At 42.1% G+C, this 14,052-nt stretch carries 21 protein-coding genes, 1 tRNA gene and 1 pseudogene; 20 read left to right on the plus strand and 3 right to left on the minus strand.

The annotated features are described in order from the left end of the window. Position 1: 1 nt before the first annotated feature. The 19 genes from rplN (at position 2) to rplQ (ending at position 9,981) form a co-directional block, all read left to right on the plus strand. Positions 2-367, plus strand: coding sequence for a 50S ribosomal protein L14 (gene rplN, locus RWY97_RS04170; RefSeq protein WP_007899763.1), 366 nt, complete (start codon positions 2-4; stop codon positions 365-367). Positions 368-385: 18 nt separating this feature from the next. Next, positions 386-712, plus strand: coding sequence for a 50S ribosomal protein L24 (gene rplX / locus RWY97_RS04175; protein WP_024991650.1), 327 nt, complete (start codon positions 386-388; stop codon positions 710-712). Next, positions 712-1,266 (plus strand): 50S ribosomal protein L5, encoded by a 555-nt coding sequence (gene rplE / locus RWY97_RS04180; protein WP_021582817.1) that lies wholly within the window; start codon positions 712-714, stop codon positions 1,264-1,266. Before rplX ends, rplE begins: the two co-directional genes overlap by 1 nt. A 5-nt stretch (positions 1,267-1,271) precedes the next feature. Beyond that, positions 1,272-1,574: a 30S ribosomal protein S14 gene (gene rpsN / locus RWY97_RS04185; RefSeq protein ID WP_021582880.1), complete on the plus strand. Its 303-nt coding sequence runs from the start codon at positions 1,272-1,274 to the stop codon at positions 1,572-1,574. A 159-nt stretch (positions 1,575-1,733) separates the two neighbouring features. Next, a complete protein-coding gene (rpsH, locus tag RWY97_RS04190) occupies positions 1,734-2,129 on the plus strand; it encodes a 30S ribosomal protein S8 (protein WP_004361620.1) in 396 nt (131 codons plus the stop codon). A gap of 14 nt (positions 2,130-2,143) precedes the next feature. Then, on the plus strand, positions 2,144-2,710 hold the full coding sequence (rplF, locus tag RWY97_RS04195) for a 50S ribosomal protein L6 (protein WP_024991652.1): 567 nt from the start codon (positions 2,144-2,146) through the stop codon (positions 2,708-2,710). A gap of 31 nt (positions 2,711-2,741) precedes the next feature. Then, positions 2,742-3,086: a 50S ribosomal protein L18 gene (rplR, locus tag RWY97_RS04200; RefSeq protein ID WP_021582816.1), complete on the plus strand. Its 345-nt coding sequence runs from the start codon at positions 2,742-2,744 to the stop codon at positions 3,084-3,086. A gap of 6 nt (positions 3,087-3,092) precedes the next feature. Next, positions 3,093-3,605, plus strand: coding sequence for a 30S ribosomal protein S5 (rpsE, locus tag RWY97_RS04205; RefSeq protein ID WP_021582893.1), 513 nt, complete (start codon positions 3,093-3,095; stop codon positions 3,603-3,605). Between the two features lie 14 nt (positions 3,606-3,619). Next, positions 3,620-3,796 (plus strand): 50S ribosomal protein L30, encoded by a 177-nt coding sequence (rpmD, locus tag RWY97_RS04210; RefSeq protein ID WP_024991655.1) that lies wholly within the window; start codon positions 3,620-3,622, stop codon positions 3,794-3,796. Between the two features lie 22 nt (positions 3,797-3,818). Then, positions 3,819-4,265 (plus strand): 50S ribosomal protein L15, encoded by a 447-nt coding sequence (rplO, locus tag RWY97_RS04215; protein ID WP_039875416.1) that lies wholly within the window; start codon positions 3,819-3,821, stop codon positions 4,263-4,265. 3 nt (positions 4,266-4,268) lie between these two features. Further along, on the plus strand, positions 4,269-5,606 hold the full coding sequence (secY, locus tag RWY97_RS04220; protein ID WP_021582887.1) for a preprotein translocase subunit SecY: 1,338 nt from the start codon (positions 4,269-4,271) through the stop codon (positions 5,604-5,606). 13 nt (positions 5,607-5,619) lie between these two features. Further along, positions 5,620-6,420 (plus strand): type I methionyl aminopeptidase, encoded by an 801-nt coding sequence (gene map, locus RWY97_RS04225; protein ID WP_021582908.1) that lies wholly within the window; start codon positions 5,620-5,622, stop codon positions 6,418-6,420. A 3-nt stretch (positions 6,421-6,423) separates the two neighbouring features. Next, the gene (infA, locus tag RWY97_RS04230; RefSeq protein ID WP_004341775.1) at positions 6,424-6,642 is read left to right on the plus strand and encodes a translation initiation factor IF-1; all 219 of its coding nucleotides are present in this window, start codon (positions 6,424-6,426) and stop codon (positions 6,640-6,642) included. A gap of 12 nt (positions 6,643-6,654) precedes the next feature. Beyond that, entirely contained in the window at positions 6,655-6,771 is a 117-nt protein-coding gene (gene rpmJ / locus RWY97_RS04235; RefSeq protein ID WP_006950529.1) for a 50S ribosomal protein L36, read from the plus strand. Between the two features lie 83 nt (positions 6,772-6,854). Further along, positions 6,855-7,235, plus strand: coding sequence for a 30S ribosomal protein S13 (gene rpsM, locus RWY97_RS04240; RefSeq protein WP_021582885.1), 381 nt, complete (start codon positions 6,855-6,857; stop codon positions 7,233-7,235). A 90-nt stretch (positions 7,236-7,325) separates the two neighbouring features. After that, positions 7,326-7,715: a 30S ribosomal protein S11 gene (gene rpsK, locus RWY97_RS04245; RefSeq protein ID WP_024991657.1), complete on the plus strand. Its 390-nt coding sequence runs from the start codon at positions 7,326-7,328 to the stop codon at positions 7,713-7,715. A gap of 35 nt (positions 7,716-7,750) precedes the next feature. Then, entirely contained in the window at positions 7,751-8,356 is a 606-nt protein-coding gene (gene rpsD / locus RWY97_RS04250; RefSeq protein ID WP_021582837.1) for a 30S ribosomal protein S4, read from the plus strand. 12 nt (positions 8,357-8,368) lie between these two features. Next, a complete protein-coding gene (locus tag RWY97_RS04255; protein ID WP_021582847.1) occupies positions 8,369-9,361 on the plus strand; it encodes a DNA-directed RNA polymerase subunit alpha in 993 nt (330 codons plus the stop codon). Between the two features lie 59 nt (positions 9,362-9,420). Next, entirely contained in the window at positions 9,421-9,981 is a 561-nt protein-coding gene (gene rplQ, locus RWY97_RS04260) for a 50S ribosomal protein L17 (RefSeq protein ID WP_315565694.1), read from the plus strand. A gap of 324 nt (positions 9,982-10,305) precedes the next feature. Here the strand turns inward: rplQ and RWY97_RS04265 are convergent, their stop codons facing one another. Beyond that, on the minus strand, positions 10,306-11,172 hold the full coding sequence (locus tag RWY97_RS04265; RefSeq protein ID WP_315565695.1) for a tetratricopeptide repeat protein: 867 nt from the start codon (positions 11,170-11,172) through the stop codon (positions 10,306-10,308). A gap of 1,192 nt (positions 11,173-12,364) precedes the next feature. On the opposite strand from RWY97_RS04265, the gene RWY97_RS04270 reads away from it, so the two are divergent. Beyond that, the gene (locus tag RWY97_RS04270; protein WP_315565762.1) at positions 12,365-12,988 is read left to right on the plus strand and encodes a TolC family protein; all 624 of its coding nucleotides are present in this window, start codon (positions 12,365-12,367) and stop codon (positions 12,986-12,988) included. Between the two features lie 54 nt (positions 12,989-13,042). Here RWY97_RS04270 and RWY97_RS04275 read toward each other — a convergent pair. Both RWY97_RS04275 and RWY97_RS04280 read right to left on the minus strand, forming a co-directional pair. Further along, positions 13,043-13,824, minus strand: a pseudogene (locus tag RWY97_RS04275) (transposase family protein). A 147-nt stretch (positions 13,825-13,971) separates the two neighbouring features. Beyond that, positions 13,972-14,046 (minus strand) — tRNA-Val (locus RWY97_RS04280). Positions 14,047-14,052 lie beyond the last annotated feature (6 nt).

Raw genomic sequence — 14,052 nt, forward strand, 5'->3', positions numbered from 1 at the left:
TATGATACAAGCAGAATCAAGACTTACAGTATGTGATAACAGCGGTGCGCGCGAGGCACTTTGTATCCGCGTTTTGGGAGGTACCCGCCGCCGTTATGCAAGTGTTGGAGACGTGATTGTCGTTGCAGTCAAGAATGTCATTCCATCAAGTGATTTGAAGAAAGGTGCAGTATCAAAGGCTTTGATTGTTCGTACAAAGAAAGAAATCCGTCGTGCGGATGGTTCTTATATTCGCTTCGATGACAATGCTTGTGTGCTTTTGAACAATGCAGGTGAGCTTCGTGGCAGTCGTATTTTTGGTCCTGTGGCTCGTGAACTCCGTGCTGTGAATATGAAAGTTGTTTCTTTGGCGCCTGAGGTTCTTTAATTATTAAAAAGGAAAAGTATGAGCAAGTTACATATAAAAAAAGGTGATACCGTAATGGTGCTTACCGGTGACAGTCGGGATCGCGGGAAAACCGGTAAGGTTCTTAAAGTCTTAGTTGATGAGAATCGGGCAATTGTTGAGGGGTGTAGGATTATCTCTAAGCACACGAAGCCTTCTGCCAAGAACCCTCAGGGAGGTATTGTCAAGCAGGAAGCTCCGATTCATATCTCTAATTTGAGTCTGATTGATCCGAAAAGCGGTAAACCTACGCGTGTGGGTATTAAGCGAACGGAAGATGGAAATAAGATTCGTATCGCTAAAAAGTCAGGGGAGGAAATCAAGTAATGAATACAGCACAGTTGAAGAAAGAATATGTAGAGCGTATTGCTCCGGCATTGAGAGAACAGTTCAATTACTCTTCTGTAATGCAAATTCCTACACTGAAAAAGATCGTTATTAATCAGGGATTGGGTGATGCAACGCAAGATAAGAAGATTATTGAGGTTGCAGTTAATGAAATTTCTGCTATAACGGGTCAGAAAGCGGTTGCAACTTATTCGAAGAAGGATATTGCAAATTTTAAGTTGCGTAAGAAGATGCCGATTGGTGTAATGGTAACTTTGCGGCGTGAGCGTATGTATGAGTTTCTTGAGAAACTCGTTCGTGTAGCACTTCCGCGTATCCGTGACTTTAAGGGGATTGAAAGTAAATTTGACGGTCGTGGTAATTACACGTTGGGTATCACGGAACAGATCATCTTCCCGGAGATTAATCTCGATTCAATCGACCGTATTCAAGGTATGAATATAACCTTTGTTACATCTGCACAGACAGATGAAGAGGGATATGCTTTGCTGAAAGCATTCGGTCTTCCATTTAAGAACGCTAAAAATGATTAAGCAATATGGCAAAAGAATCAATGAAAGCCCGCGAGGTGAAACGTGCTAAATTGGTAGCCCGTTATGCGGAGAAACGTGCGGCTCTAAAAAAGATTATCGCAACTTCCGGCGACATTACAGAAGCATATGAGGCAGCCCGTAAATTACAAGCTATTCCTAAGAATGCGAATCCGATTCGTTTACATAATCGTTGTAAGATTACAGGTCGTCCCAAAGGATATATTCGTCAGTTCGGCCTTTCCAGAATTCAGTTTCGTGAGATGGCTTCAGCAGGTTTGATTCCGGGTGTGAAGAAAGCGAGCTGGTAACAATTTGGATGGTGTAGCTATATATAATTAAGGTGATGATTAGATATCAATGGATGTTGTATATATTATTAAACCTTTTTAAAAGAAGTTACCGGCTTTCCATAGACAATTATTTTAATATTGTCGGGGTGGTCCCGATTAATTAAACATTTATATTTTATGACAGATCCAATAGCAGATTATCTGACAAGACTCAGAAACGCAATCATGGCTCATCACCGTGTTGTTGAGGTTCCTGCGTCTAACTTGAAGAAGTCTATTACTAAGATTCTCTTCGAGAAGGGTTACATCTTGAACTATAAGTTCATTGAAGATGGTCCCCAAGGTTCAATCAAGGTCGCACTTAAGTACGATCCTGTAACAAAGCAGAGCGCTATCAAGAAGTTGAAGCGTGTTTCTACCCCAGGTCTTCGCCAGTATACTGGTTACAAAGACATGCCGAGAGTAATTAACGGACTTGGAATTGCTATCCTTTCCACGTCTAAAGGTGTAATGACAGACAAGGAAGCTGCTGCAGAGAAAATCGGTGGTGAGGTTCTTTGCTATGTTTATTAATTGGAGGATTGAATATGTCAAGAATAGGAAAATTGCCAATTAGTATTCCCGCAGGAGTTACAGTCGCTCAGAAAGACGATGTTGTTACGGTGAAAGGTCCGAAGGGAGAACTTTCCCAAAACATTGATCCGTCTATCAAAATGAATATTGAGGGAAGTAAGATTACTTTCGAAATCGATGAAAACAGTCTTGTAAGTACAAAACAGAAGCAGGCTTTCCACGGCTTATACCGCTCTTTGGTCAACAATATGATTGTTGGTGTAAGTGAAGGTTACAAAAAGACGATGGAACTTGTCGGTGTCGGTTATCGTGTATCGAATCAAGGAAATTTAGTCGAGTTTTCACTCGGTTACACGCACCCGATATTCATTCAGCTTCCCAATGAGGTGAAAGTTGAGACGAAATCTGAAAGAAATCAGAATCCGATCATAACCATTGAGTCTTGTGACAAGCAGTTATTGGGACTCATCTGTGCTAAAATTCGTTCTTTCCGTATGCCGGAGCCTTATAAAGGAAAGGGAATCCTATTCAAAGGTGAGGTTATTCGCAGAAAGTCTGGTAAGACAGCTGCAGCTAAGTAATGCTAAGTAACTTCAAATTTATTTAGAAATTATGACAACAAAGAAAGTAGAAAGACGAATCAAAATAAAGTTCAGAATTCGTAAAAGCGTAAATGGTACTGCCGAACGTCCTCGTTTGAGTGTTTTCCGCAGTAATAAGCAAATTTATGCACAGGTAATTAATGATGAGACAGGGACGACACTTGCGTCTGCGTCTTCTCTCGGATTGGAGGCTATGCCGAAGATTCAGCAGGCAGAAAAAGTCGGCGAATTGGTTGCAAAAAATGCTCAGGCAGCAGGTGTTACAGCAGTTGTCTTCGATCGTAATGGTTATCTTTATCACGGTCGTGTGAAAGGCTTGGCTGATGCTGCACGTAAGGGAGGTCTTAAATTTTAAACGATTATGGCAATGAATAAAGTAAGAATAAATAGTGACTCAGAATTGAAAGATCGACTGGTTGCTATCAACCGTGTAACAAAGGTTACCAAAGGAGGTCGTACATTCACATTCGCTGCTATTGTCGTTGTCGGTGACGGTAATGGTGTTGTTGGCTATGGTTTGGGAAAAGCAGGTGAAGTTACGGCTGCTATCGCCAAAGGTGTTGAGGCTGCTAAGAAGAATTTGGTCAAGGTCCCAGTTCTTAAAGGTACCATTCCTCACGAAATTGAAGCAACGTTCAGCGGTGCTCACGTGTTGTTGAAGCCTGCTGCTGCCGGTACTGGATTGAAAGCCGGTGGTGCTATGCGAGCTGTTTTGGAAACTGTTGGCGTAAATGATGTGATTGCGAAATCTAAGGGATCATCCAATCCTCATAACTTGGTAAAAGCTACGATTGAGGCTTTGGATCAGTTACGAGACGCCTATACGATAGCAGGTGTTCGTGGTATCAGTATGGAAAAAGTATTCAACGGTTAATGGGAAAAGATACAATGGCAACAATTAAGATTAAACAGATTAAGAGTAGAATTGGTGCTCCGATTGATCAGAAGCGTACGCTCTTGGCTTTGGGACTTCGTAAGATTTCTCAGGTTGTTGAGGTTGAAGATTCTCCCAGCATCCGCGGTATGGTACGAAAGGTTCACCATTTGGTAAATGTAATTGAATAATTAATCTTTTAAACAGGCAATGATGAAATTAAATAATTTGAAACCGGCTACGGGCTCAACACATTCACGCCGTCGTGTTGGTCGTGGTACTGGCTCAGGACTCGGTGGAACTTCTACCCGTGGACACAAAGGAGCCAAGGCTCGGTCCGGTTATAAGAGAAAAATAGGCTTCGAAGGTGGTCAGATGCCTCTCCAGCGTCGTGTTCCGAAAGCTGGATTTAAGAATATCAACCATAAAGAATATTTCGCCGTAAACTTGTCTACCCTTCAAAATTTGGCTGAGAAGAAGAATCTTACGAAGATTGGAATTGCTGAATTGAAAGAGGCCGGACTTACCAATGGCAAAGAACTCGTTAAGATTTTGGGCAATGGTGAGTTGAAAGCAAAGCTTGAGGTTGAAGCAAATGCATTCTCTAAGACTGCCGAAGAAGCAATTAAGGCAGTAGGTGGTAACACAACAATAATCTAAGTAATGAGAAAATTTATCGAGACACTGAAGAACTGTTGGAAGATAGAGGACCTGCGTCAGCGGCTCCTCATCACTCTTCTGTTCACGGCAATATACCGATTTGGTTCATTTGTCGTGCTTCCCGGAATCAACCCGAGTATGTTGGAGAAATTGCAGTCGCAAACCTCCGGCGGTCTTATGTCGCTTCTGGATATGTTCTCCGGTGGTGCATTTTCTAATGCATCTATCTTTGCATTAGGAATTATGCCTTACATCTCGGCTTCCATCGTTATGCAACTCCTTGCAATGGCTGTACCTTACTTTCAAAAGATGCAGCGTGAAGGAGAGAGCGGACGCAAGAAGATTAATTGGTATACACGTATTCTGACAGTATTCATTTTACTGTTTCAGGCTCCGTCTTATCTCTTGAATCTTAAAATGCAGGCTGGTCAGGCTTTGGCCTCTGGCATTTCTTGGTCGGTTTTTATTGTTCCTGCAACGATTATTCTTGCGGCAGGCAGTATGTTCATCTTGTGGTTAGGTGAACGCATAACGGATAAAGGAATCGGAAATGGAATCTCTTTAATCATTATGATTGGTATCATCGCTCGACTTCCCCAAGCATTCGTGCAAGAAATGGGATCGAGATTCACAGCCATTTCGGGTGGTGGACTCGTGATGTTTATCGTTGAGATTCTCATTCTTTATGCCGTTGTATGTGCATCGATTCTTTTGGTACAAGGAACGCGTAAGGTGCCTGTACAGTATGCTAAACGTTTGGTTGGAAACAAGCAATATGGTGGTGCCCGTCAGTATATTCCGCTGAAGCTCTTCGCAGCCAATGTGATGCCGATCATCTTTGCTCAGGCATTGATGTTCATTCCGTTAGCAGTTGTTCGCTATCAGTCGGAGAATGCCAGTTGGGTTGTGCAGTCTTTGATGGATAACAGAAGTTTGCTTTACAATATCGTATATGTAACTCTGGTTATTGCTTTTACATATTTCTATACGGCTATCACATTGAATCCAACACAGATGGCAGAAGATATGAAACGCAACAACGGTTTTATTCCCGGTGTCAAACCAGGAAAGGACACTGCCGAGTATATCGATACTGTGATGTCTCGTATAACTTTCCCAGGTTCTTTGTTCATCGCATTTATTGCAATAATGCCAGCTTTGGCAGGACTGTTGAATGTGCAGCAGGCTTTCTCTCAATTCTTTGGAGGTACATCTCTGTTGATTCTTGTCGGCGTAGTGATTGATACCCTCCAGCAGATTGAGAGTCATTTGCTGATGCGTCATTACGACGGATTGCTTAATTCCGGTCATACGCGCGGAGGAGCGGTTTCTGCTTATTAAGCTAATTTGTTGGATGGAGATATTTCTGAAAACAGAAGATGAAATTGAACTAATGTTTAAGGCTAATCAGCTGGTGGGTAAGACACTGGCTGAGTTAGCTAAGAACATAAAACCTGGTGTTACGACACTGCAATTGGATCGGATTGCCGAGGAATTTATCCGTGATCACGGTGCGACTCCTACATTTAAGAACTTTCCGAATCCTTTTGGTCCTCCGTTTCCTGCCAGCATTTGTACATCAGTAAATGATGTCGTTGTCCACGGAATCCCCGATGATAAGACTGTTTTAAGGGATGGAGATATCGTTTCAATTGATTGTGGAACGTTTCTTGATGGGTATAACGGAGACAGTTGTTACACATTTTGTGTCGGTGAAGTTGCCCCTGCTATAAAGCAGTTGTTGAAGACGACTAAGGAATCACTATATATCGGTATCCGAAATGCCATTAGCGGGCGTTCGATTAACGGTATAGGACAGGCCATTCAACGGCATTGTGAAAAGCAAGGCTACGGTGTAGTTCGCGAGCTTACTGGTCACGGAATTGGAAAAGAGATGCACGAGGCACCGCAGATTCCGAATTATGATACGAATGACAGTAGGGTAGTGCTGAAAGCTGGGATGTGTGTTGCAATAGAACCGATGATTACATTGGGCGATCGGCACATTGTGTTGATGCCTGACCGTTGGACGATTCGGACACGTGACGGCAAACCGGCAGCACATTTTGAGCATACCATTGCTATCCGTAAGGGTACAGCAGAGATTTTATCAACGTTTGAAGAAATAGAACAGTTAGAAGGAACACTATATTAAATTATGGCAAAGCAATCCGCGATAGAGCAGGACGGAACCATCGTCGAATCACTTTCAAATGCGATGTTTCGTGTAGAACTTGAAAATGGAGTTCAGATCATAGCGCACATCTCAGGCAAGATGAGAATGCACTATATTAAGATCTTGCCCGGAGACAAGGTGAAAGTAGAGATGAGTCCGTATGATTTGACTAAGGGAAGAATCGTTTTCCGATATAAATAATCAAGTAAAGATATGAAGACAAGAGCATCATTAAAAAAACGAACCCCCGACTGCAAGATCGTTCGTCGCAAAGGTCGGTTGTTCGTGATTAACAAGAAGAACCCTAAGTATAAATTGCGCCAGGGCTAAGTGATGGAATGTCAGACTTGTGGTCTGACGCACCCATCGGACAAAAGGAATTTAATCGATTTAATTAATTTATTTTATTAACAATGGCAATAAGAATTGTTGGAGTAGATTTGCCCCAAAATAAGCGTGGCGAAATCGCATTGACTTATATCTATGGTATAGGTCGAAGTAGTTCAGCAAAGATATTGGATAAGGCCGGCGTAAGCCGCGACTTGAAGGTCAGTGAGTGGACTGACGATCAGGCAGCCAAAATCCGTGAAATTATCGGCGCTGGATTCAAAGTGGAAGGTGATCTCCGTTCAGAGGTCCAAATGAATATCAAGCGACTGATGGATATTGGATGCTATCGTGGAATCCGCCATCGTAACGGTCTTCCCGTTCGCGGTCAGAGTACAAAGAATAATGCTCGCACCCGTAAAGGTAAGAAGAAGACTGTTGCTAATAAGAAGAAAGCTACTAAGTAAAATTTAGTTGAGAGTTGAAAGTTGAGAGTTACGGAGCATTGGCTCCATTACTTAAAACTTGCAGACTTAAAACTTTTAAACTAAAAAGTTATGGCAAAGAAACAAGCAACATCTAAGAAAAGAGTAGTAAAAGTTGACGCTATCGGACAGCTTCACGTTCATAGTTCATTCAACAATATTATCGTATCTCTGACAAATGCAGAGGGGCAGGTTATTTCTTGGTCTTCGGCAGGTAAGATGGGATTCCGTGGCTCAAAGAAGAATACGCCTTATGCAGCTCAGACAGCAGCAGAGGATTGTGCAAAGGTAGCTTTCGACCTCGGTCTTCGCAAGGTAAAGGCTTATGTAAAAGGTCCGGGTAACGGTCGTGAGAGCGCTATTCGTGCCGTACACGGTGCAGGTATTGAGGTGACTGAAATCGTTGACGTAACTCCATTACCCCACAACGGTTGTCGTCCTCCTAAGCGTCGTCGTGTATAATTATCAATATCAATCAATAAGCACATTTAAATATTATGGCAAGATATATAGGTCCGAAATCTAAAATTGCACGTCGTTTTGGTGAACCCATCTTCGGCGCTGACAAAGTTTTGTCCAAGAGAAACTTCCCTCCTGGACAGCATGGCAATAACCGTCGCAGAAAGCAGTCTGAGTACGGAGTTATGTTGGCAGAGAAGCAGAAAGCCAAGTACACGTATGGTGTGCTTGAGCGTCAATTCCGTAATATGTTTATCAAGGCTGCCAAGGCTGATGGCATTACAGGTGAGATCCTTCTTCAAAATCTGGAATGCCGTCTTGACAACGTTGTCTTCCGTCTCGGAATTGCACCTACGCGTGCTGCTGCACGTCAGTTAGTGGGGCATAAGCACATTATTGTCGACGGTCGGGTAGTCAACATTCCTTCTTATGCTGTTAAACCCGGTCAAATCGTTGGTGTGCGTGAGAAGGCTAAGTCACTTGAAGTTATCGAAGCTGCATTAGCCGGCTTTAACCACAGCAAATATCCTTGGATAGAATGGGATGAGAATACAAAGAGCGGCAAATTCCTGCACAAGCCCGAGCGTGCCGATATTCCCGAGAATATTAAGGAGCAGTTAATCGTTGAGTTGTACTCTAAATAAATCATTGAATTAATGGCGATATTAGCATTTCAAAAACCTGATAAAGTTGTAATGTTGGAGGCCAATGACCGGTTTGGTAAGTTCGAATTCCGTCCTCTTGAGCCGGGCTTCGGCGTTACTATCGGTAACTCTTTGCGCCGCATTCTTCTTTCATCGCTCGAAGGTTATGCCATCAATACAATTCGTATTGTAGGTGTTGAGCATGAGTTCTCCTCTGTACCGGGCGTCAAGGAAGATGTTACCAACATTATCTTGAATTTGAAACAAGTAAGATTCAAGCAAGTAGTAGAAGAATTCGAGAATGAGAAAGTTAGTATCATCGTGGAAGGACTTACAGAGTTCAAAGCCGGTGATATTGCTAAGTATCTGACTGGATTTGAAGTGTTAAACCCTGATTTGGTGATTTGCCATTTAGATGCCAAATCCTCAATGCAGATCGATCTCACTATCAATAAAGGTCGTGGATATGTTCCTGCTGACGAAAATCGTGAGTTCTGCACTGACGTCAACGTCATTCCAATTGATTCTATCTACACTCCGATCCGTAATGTCAAGTATTCTGTGGAACCGTACCGTGTCGAGCAAAAGACCGACTACGATAAGCTGATTCTTGAAGTATCTACGGATGGTTCCATCAGCCCGAAAGATGCATTGAAAGAGGCTGCCAAGATTCTCATCTATCACTTTATGTTGTTCTCTGACGAAAAGATTGCAATGGAAAATCCTGACCAAGAGAGTAACCAAGAGTTTGATGAGGAGGTTTTGCATATGCGCCAGTTGCTTAAGACCAAACTCGTGGATATGAACCTTAGTGTTCGTGCCCTCAATTGCCTCAAAGCAGCTGATGTCGAGACACTCGGCGACTTGGTGCAATATAACAAGACCGACCTCTTGAAGTTCCGTAACTTCGGTAAGAAATCGCTCTCAGAGCTTGATGATTTGCTCGAGGGTCTGAATCTGTCTTTTGGAACCGATATTTCAAAGTATAAACTGGACAAAGAATAGTTGACGAGTTTACAAGTAAATGAGTTGACAAGTTTGTCCATAATTAAGTTAAAGACAAAATGAGACATAATAAGAAATTCAACCATTTGGGTCGTACTGCATCTCATCGTGACGCTATGTTGGCAAATATGGCAATCTCGTTGATTATGCACAAAAGAATCACTACGACCCTTGCTAAGGCAAAGGCCTTGAAGAAGTATGTGGAGCCCCTGATTACGCGCTCTAAGGAAGATACAACCAATTCACGCCGTGTTGTTTTCCGTTATTTGCAGAATAAATATGCAGTGACGGAGTTGTTCAAGGAAGTTGCTGCCAAAGTGGCTGACCGCCCTGGAGGTTACACTCGTGTTATTAAGCTCGGTACTCGTCAGGGTGACGCAGCTCAGATTGCTTTTATTGAGCTGGTAGACTTCGATGAGAATATGGCTAAGGCTCCTAAGGCTGAGGCAAAGAAGACTCGTCGTAGCCGTCGTTCAGCTGTCAAGACTGCTGCTCCTGTTGCAGACGAAGCTCCCAAGGCAGAACAGACTGCTGAGGAGGCTCCCAAAGTAGAAGAAACGGCTAAGACAGCAGAAACTCCTAAGGCGACAGAATCGGCAGAAGAGTCTAAGGCTGAATAAACCGTTGAAATATACTATTTCTAATATTGCCCCCGGAGGAGTATCATCTTCTTCGGGGGTAATTTATCTTATTAGGCCTTAATGTGAGTGGTTTCTCAATACTGATTTAGTGTGAGTTTGGATGGAATTTCTCTTCTGAATAACTGTCAAAATCGCAACGGAGTTGCGACAGATGTAGTAACGGAGTTACGATGATTTATTGTAACGGGGTTACGACATAAGACGCTACGACGCAGCGATAACGGCTGCTGCCCTGATACTGCGAACATTGATATTTTTGACATTTGGAGAACGATGCCGATGCCACTGATCAATTCATCGAACTTACATTGATTTAGGCGCATATCTTCGCAGGAATTTTCGGACATTGTCTATTAATTGCCTGTTCACTACGGTATCTTCTAAATAGTTGGATTTGTTGATGAATTTCCGGTAATAGAACAACACTTGATCGGCGTTTTTGAGTCCATTGTACATTTGAGCGATGTTATAGTAAGTAAGTGTGTGATTGGGGCGGTATTGCGCACATTTCTCAAAGGCTGATAATGCTCGGTCGTATTGTTTGAGATAGAAATGAGCTTCGCCCAGCTCATTATAGATGAAGAATATTCTATCGCTGTCGGGGAGCAATACCCGGGCAGCTTTTTCCAAAGCCTCGATGGCTTCATTTCTCAGAAAGAGCTTGTTAGCAACTCGTCCTAATTGAAACAGACTGGGGTAGTCGCTGAGTTGTTTCAATTCGGCTGCTTTTTGTAAGGCGTGATAAGCTTTGTCCAGTCGAGCTTTCTCCTGATAACTGATACCGAGAACGAAATTGGATTCGTAATTATCAAGGCCTTGTTGCCGGAGGTTGTTATAAATAGTTATCGTTTCGTCATAATTGCCGGCGAGATAGCAGGCATGGCTATATTGTCGTTTGACGAATACATTGATGGAGTCGTGTTGCAGATAAGATCGAGTCAGGCGCATAGCCCGCTCTGCACGGTTGGTGGAGTTGAGATGCGAAGCGTAAGAGGCGATAATTTCCCCGTCCGAAGGATATTCCTCGATGATTTTATCAGCCCAGACTCTGAGAGAATCTTCTTTGTCTAAGTTAAGATAGGCGTAATAGAGGATGCGCATATCGGATTGATTTAATTGGTCGGAAGCAATGCCGTTAAAAACGGATACACAGGCAGCATAGTCACCCACTTTTCTGTAACACGCTGCAAGTTTTCTACTGATGTCAATGTCTGTTTGATGGCATAGGTATCCCCGATAACAGCCTTAATGAATATAACTTCTGAATCTGAGAGGCAACTCTCACGATGATTTTATGTTTGTTATGTGATGAAATAATATATTTATTCATCATTTGATTAAAAAACTTGTTGAAGTTATCGAGCATACAGAATATTTCAGGACTCCCTTTGAACGAAGTGAGAAACATTGTCCTTGGTAAACATAGCAGAATTTATTGGTTTTAATTGATGGTTTTGCAACTATAAATTCACAACGTTTTCTGCTAATCTGCAAAGAGTCGGACAATTAGAATTCTTCAGACTCACGTTATATTAAGTAGTTATTTTTTTTATTAATATTATGGTGTTATTTCAACTAATTGTGTATATTTTCGGCGAACTAATGATACTGACATCGTTGCTGGAATACTGAATACAAAATGAAATATTACAGTTTGCAGTTTATAGCAGGTGCTTTGATGACATTGTTCTGCGGGAGGGTATGCACTTTCTCCCATACTAGTGAAGAGTTGATAACCTTAGGTCAGGTGATTGATACTTTATCGTTATGCTCTAATGCTGTTAAGACAGAAGAGCTGAAGTTTCGAAATGAGTTACTGGAATATGAAAATTACCGGAAAGGTTTCTTTCCTGCTATTTCGCTGAATGTCAGTCCAATGAATTTTAATCGGTCCTTACGGCTGTTGCAACAAGCAGCAGATGGTAGCACTCTTATGTTGAAGACTATTCTAATAGTAGTGGTTTAGGGGGTATTATACGTCAGAAAATCGGTTTTACGGGCGGTGAGCTCAATGTCGGAAGCAACTTGAATGATCTGCACGAGTATTCTCGACATAGAAAGAGTTTTGGGACAGCTCCTTTTACCATAGGTTATTCGCAGCAGTTGTGGGGTGGGAGAAGGCTTAATTGGTTAGAGTATAGAATTGTATATGAGAAGAGACTGTCTGCAGTTAAACAATACTGTACGAGTGTTACAGGAATACAGCATGTATATGGTGGCGTTGTCAGACAGAATGTCTCAACACCCAACTAAGTTATGAAGATGCGGCGAAGAATTATGAAGTATCACTTCGTCGCCTATCTACTTATTTAGGAATATCCCGTCGTTTTGATATCTCAGTACCATCTTTTAATCTTTAGATATCGATTTTGTAGCATACTATGTCAAGAAGAATAACCCTTTTTATAAAAAACAGGAGATTCATAAATTAGAAGCAGAAAAGACACTCTTCTCAACAAAGTTGAATAATCGTTTTAATGCAAACGTCAGTTTTAACTATGGTGTTAATCAATATGCTGAGACATTGGCTAATGCTTATCAGCATTTGAATGTACGACAATCTATCAGTGTAGGATTACAAATCCCAGTTTTTCAATGGGGTATCAATAAGAATAAAATTCGTATTGCCCAAAACACTTATCAGGTAGCTTGTCTCGATATAGATAAGAAGGTACTGGAATTTGAAAATGAATTAACAGAAAAAATCAATCTCTATAACTTTTCCGTCAAGCAATGGTTCACGGCGGAAAGAGTTTACTATCTTTCAAAGGTACAGTATCGAATGGCCATCCAAAAGTTTATCTTAGGAAAAGTCTCTGCTTACGAACTCAATACTGCCTTGAGTAATCAGAATATGGCAATGAATAAATATTATACAGCAATCAAAAATGTTTATATCAATTATTATGTTTTAAGGAGTTTAGCTTTGTACGGTTTCAAGAGAATGTTGAACTTAGAGAAAGTACTTATTTCGAAATCATCTTGACTTTCCCCTTTTTCTTATCTTTTTCAGAAGAATTAGAATAAATGCGATATAGTTTCATCCCTCCCAACTGGCCAGTGTGGTGTCGAACCTGTTCAGTACGTTTCTGTACGAATCCATCCACGCATTGGTCCTTTCAATGCTATATCTTTCCTTATAAAGTAGCTCGTCAAGGAACTCTTCCTCCCTTTGCGCTTCTCTGCGCTTATTGAAGGCGACGTTTGGAAAGCCCCATGTCCTTGATACACACGCCTGAACTGTTCTACGTCAAAACCAGCATCTGCGTTGAGAAAGAGTCCCGATACGGAAAGGCCTGAAGCCTTAAGCCCCTAGAACAGTCCCCGAAGTACCTCGGAGATGTTGTAGAGGTCGTTGTGCGAACCCGAAACGGGGGTGGACATGGCAAGCGATATTCCCTGTCGGTCCGTGACATATATGGCATTGGTAGTATTTCTTTTCTTGCGGCCTTGATAGCCACAGCACTCCTCACCACGAAGGGTAGTGGTGTGGCTGTCGTCCAAATCCACACTGGATATGTCCAAGGAATACTTGTGGCGTTCCAGGATTATGCCCCACACCTTTTTCTACTCGCCGTTCACGCATCACTTGCGAAAGTGCCCATACACGGTCTTGTAGTGCAACACCGTCCCAGTGAAGACGGATGATATGGGAAGCATATGCCATTGGCAGCCCGTCTTTAGTTTGTAGAGGATGGACAGAATGACTTCCAACAAGTCACTTTTCGAGACGTAACCGCGTTTTGCCACCGACAAATGGGGAAGGATTTCAAATTTTATTGTATCTTTGTCCAGTACTTCGTATATGAGAGGAGTGTTTATCTTGGTTTTGCATCACGAAGATAATAAACTCCTCTCTTTATAGAAATATTAAAAGTCAAGACGACTTCGTTAAAATGTATAAGGTATCCAAAATCTTGAAACAAAAATCCCTGCAATCCCGAAAGATTACAGGGATACACCCCTAAGTGGGCGTTGAGGGATTCGAACCCCCGACCCTCTGCTTGTAAGGCAGATGCTCTAAACCAACTGAGCTAAACGCCCTTACTT

The organism is Hoylesella pleuritidis, assembly GCF_963541955.1.
Lineage (GTDB): Bacteria > Bacteroidota > Bacteroidia > Bacteroidales > Bacteroidaceae > Prevotella > Prevotella pleuritidis.

Coding starts and splice junctions, on each gene's coding strand:
- rplN (WP_007899763.1), top strand. CDS start 2: ATGATACAAGCAGAATCAAGACTTACAGTATGTGATAACAGCGGTGCG.
- rplX (WP_024991650.1), top strand. CDS start 386: ATGAGCAAGTTACATATAAAAAAAGGTGATACCGTAATGGTGCTTACC.
- rplE (WP_021582817.1), top strand. CDS start 712: ATGAATACAGCACAGTTGAAGAAAGAATATGTAGAGCGTATTGCTCCG.
- rpsN (WP_021582880.1), top strand. CDS start 1,272: ATGGCAAAAGAATCAATGAAAGCCCGCGAGGTGAAACGTGCTAAATTG.
- rpsH (WP_004361620.1), top strand. CDS start 1,734: ATGACAGATCCAATAGCAGATTATCTGACAAGACTCAGAAACGCAATC.
- rplF (WP_024991652.1), top strand. CDS start 2,144: ATGTCAAGAATAGGAAAATTGCCAATTAGTATTCCCGCAGGAGTTACA.
- rplR (WP_021582816.1), top strand. CDS start 2,742: ATGACAACAAAGAAAGTAGAAAGACGAATCAAAATAAAGTTCAGAATT.
- rpsE (WP_021582893.1), top strand. CDS start 3,093: ATGGCAATGAATAAAGTAAGAATAAATAGTGACTCAGAATTGAAAGAT.
- rpmD (WP_024991655.1), top strand. CDS start 3,620: ATGGCAACAATTAAGATTAAACAGATTAAGAGTAGAATTGGTGCTCCG.
- rplO (WP_039875416.1), top strand. CDS start 3,819: ATGAAATTAAATAATTTGAAACCGGCTACGGGCTCAACACATTCACGC.
- secY (WP_021582887.1), top strand. CDS start 4,269: ATGAGAAAATTTATCGAGACACTGAAGAACTGTTGGAAGATAGAGGAC.
- map (WP_021582908.1), top strand. CDS start 5,620: ATGGAGATATTTCTGAAAACAGAAGATGAAATTGAACTAATGTTTAAG.
- infA (WP_004341775.1), top strand. CDS start 6,424: ATGGCAAAGCAATCCGCGATAGAGCAGGACGGAACCATCGTCGAATCA.
- rpmJ (WP_006950529.1), top strand. CDS start 6,655: ATGAAGACAAGAGCATCATTAAAAAAACGAACCCCCGACTGCAAGATC.
- rpsM (WP_021582885.1), top strand. CDS start 6,855: ATGGCAATAAGAATTGTTGGAGTAGATTTGCCCCAAAATAAGCGTGGC.
- rpsK (WP_024991657.1), top strand. CDS start 7,326: ATGGCAAAGAAACAAGCAACATCTAAGAAAAGAGTAGTAAAAGTTGAC.
- rpsD (WP_021582837.1), top strand. CDS start 7,751: ATGGCAAGATATATAGGTCCGAAATCTAAAATTGCACGTCGTTTTGGT.
- RWY97_RS04255 (WP_021582847.1), top strand. CDS start 8,369: ATGGCGATATTAGCATTTCAAAAACCTGATAAAGTTGTAATGTTGGAG.
- rplQ (WP_315565694.1), top strand. CDS start 9,421: ATGAGACATAATAAGAAATTCAACCATTTGGGTCGTACTGCATCTCAT.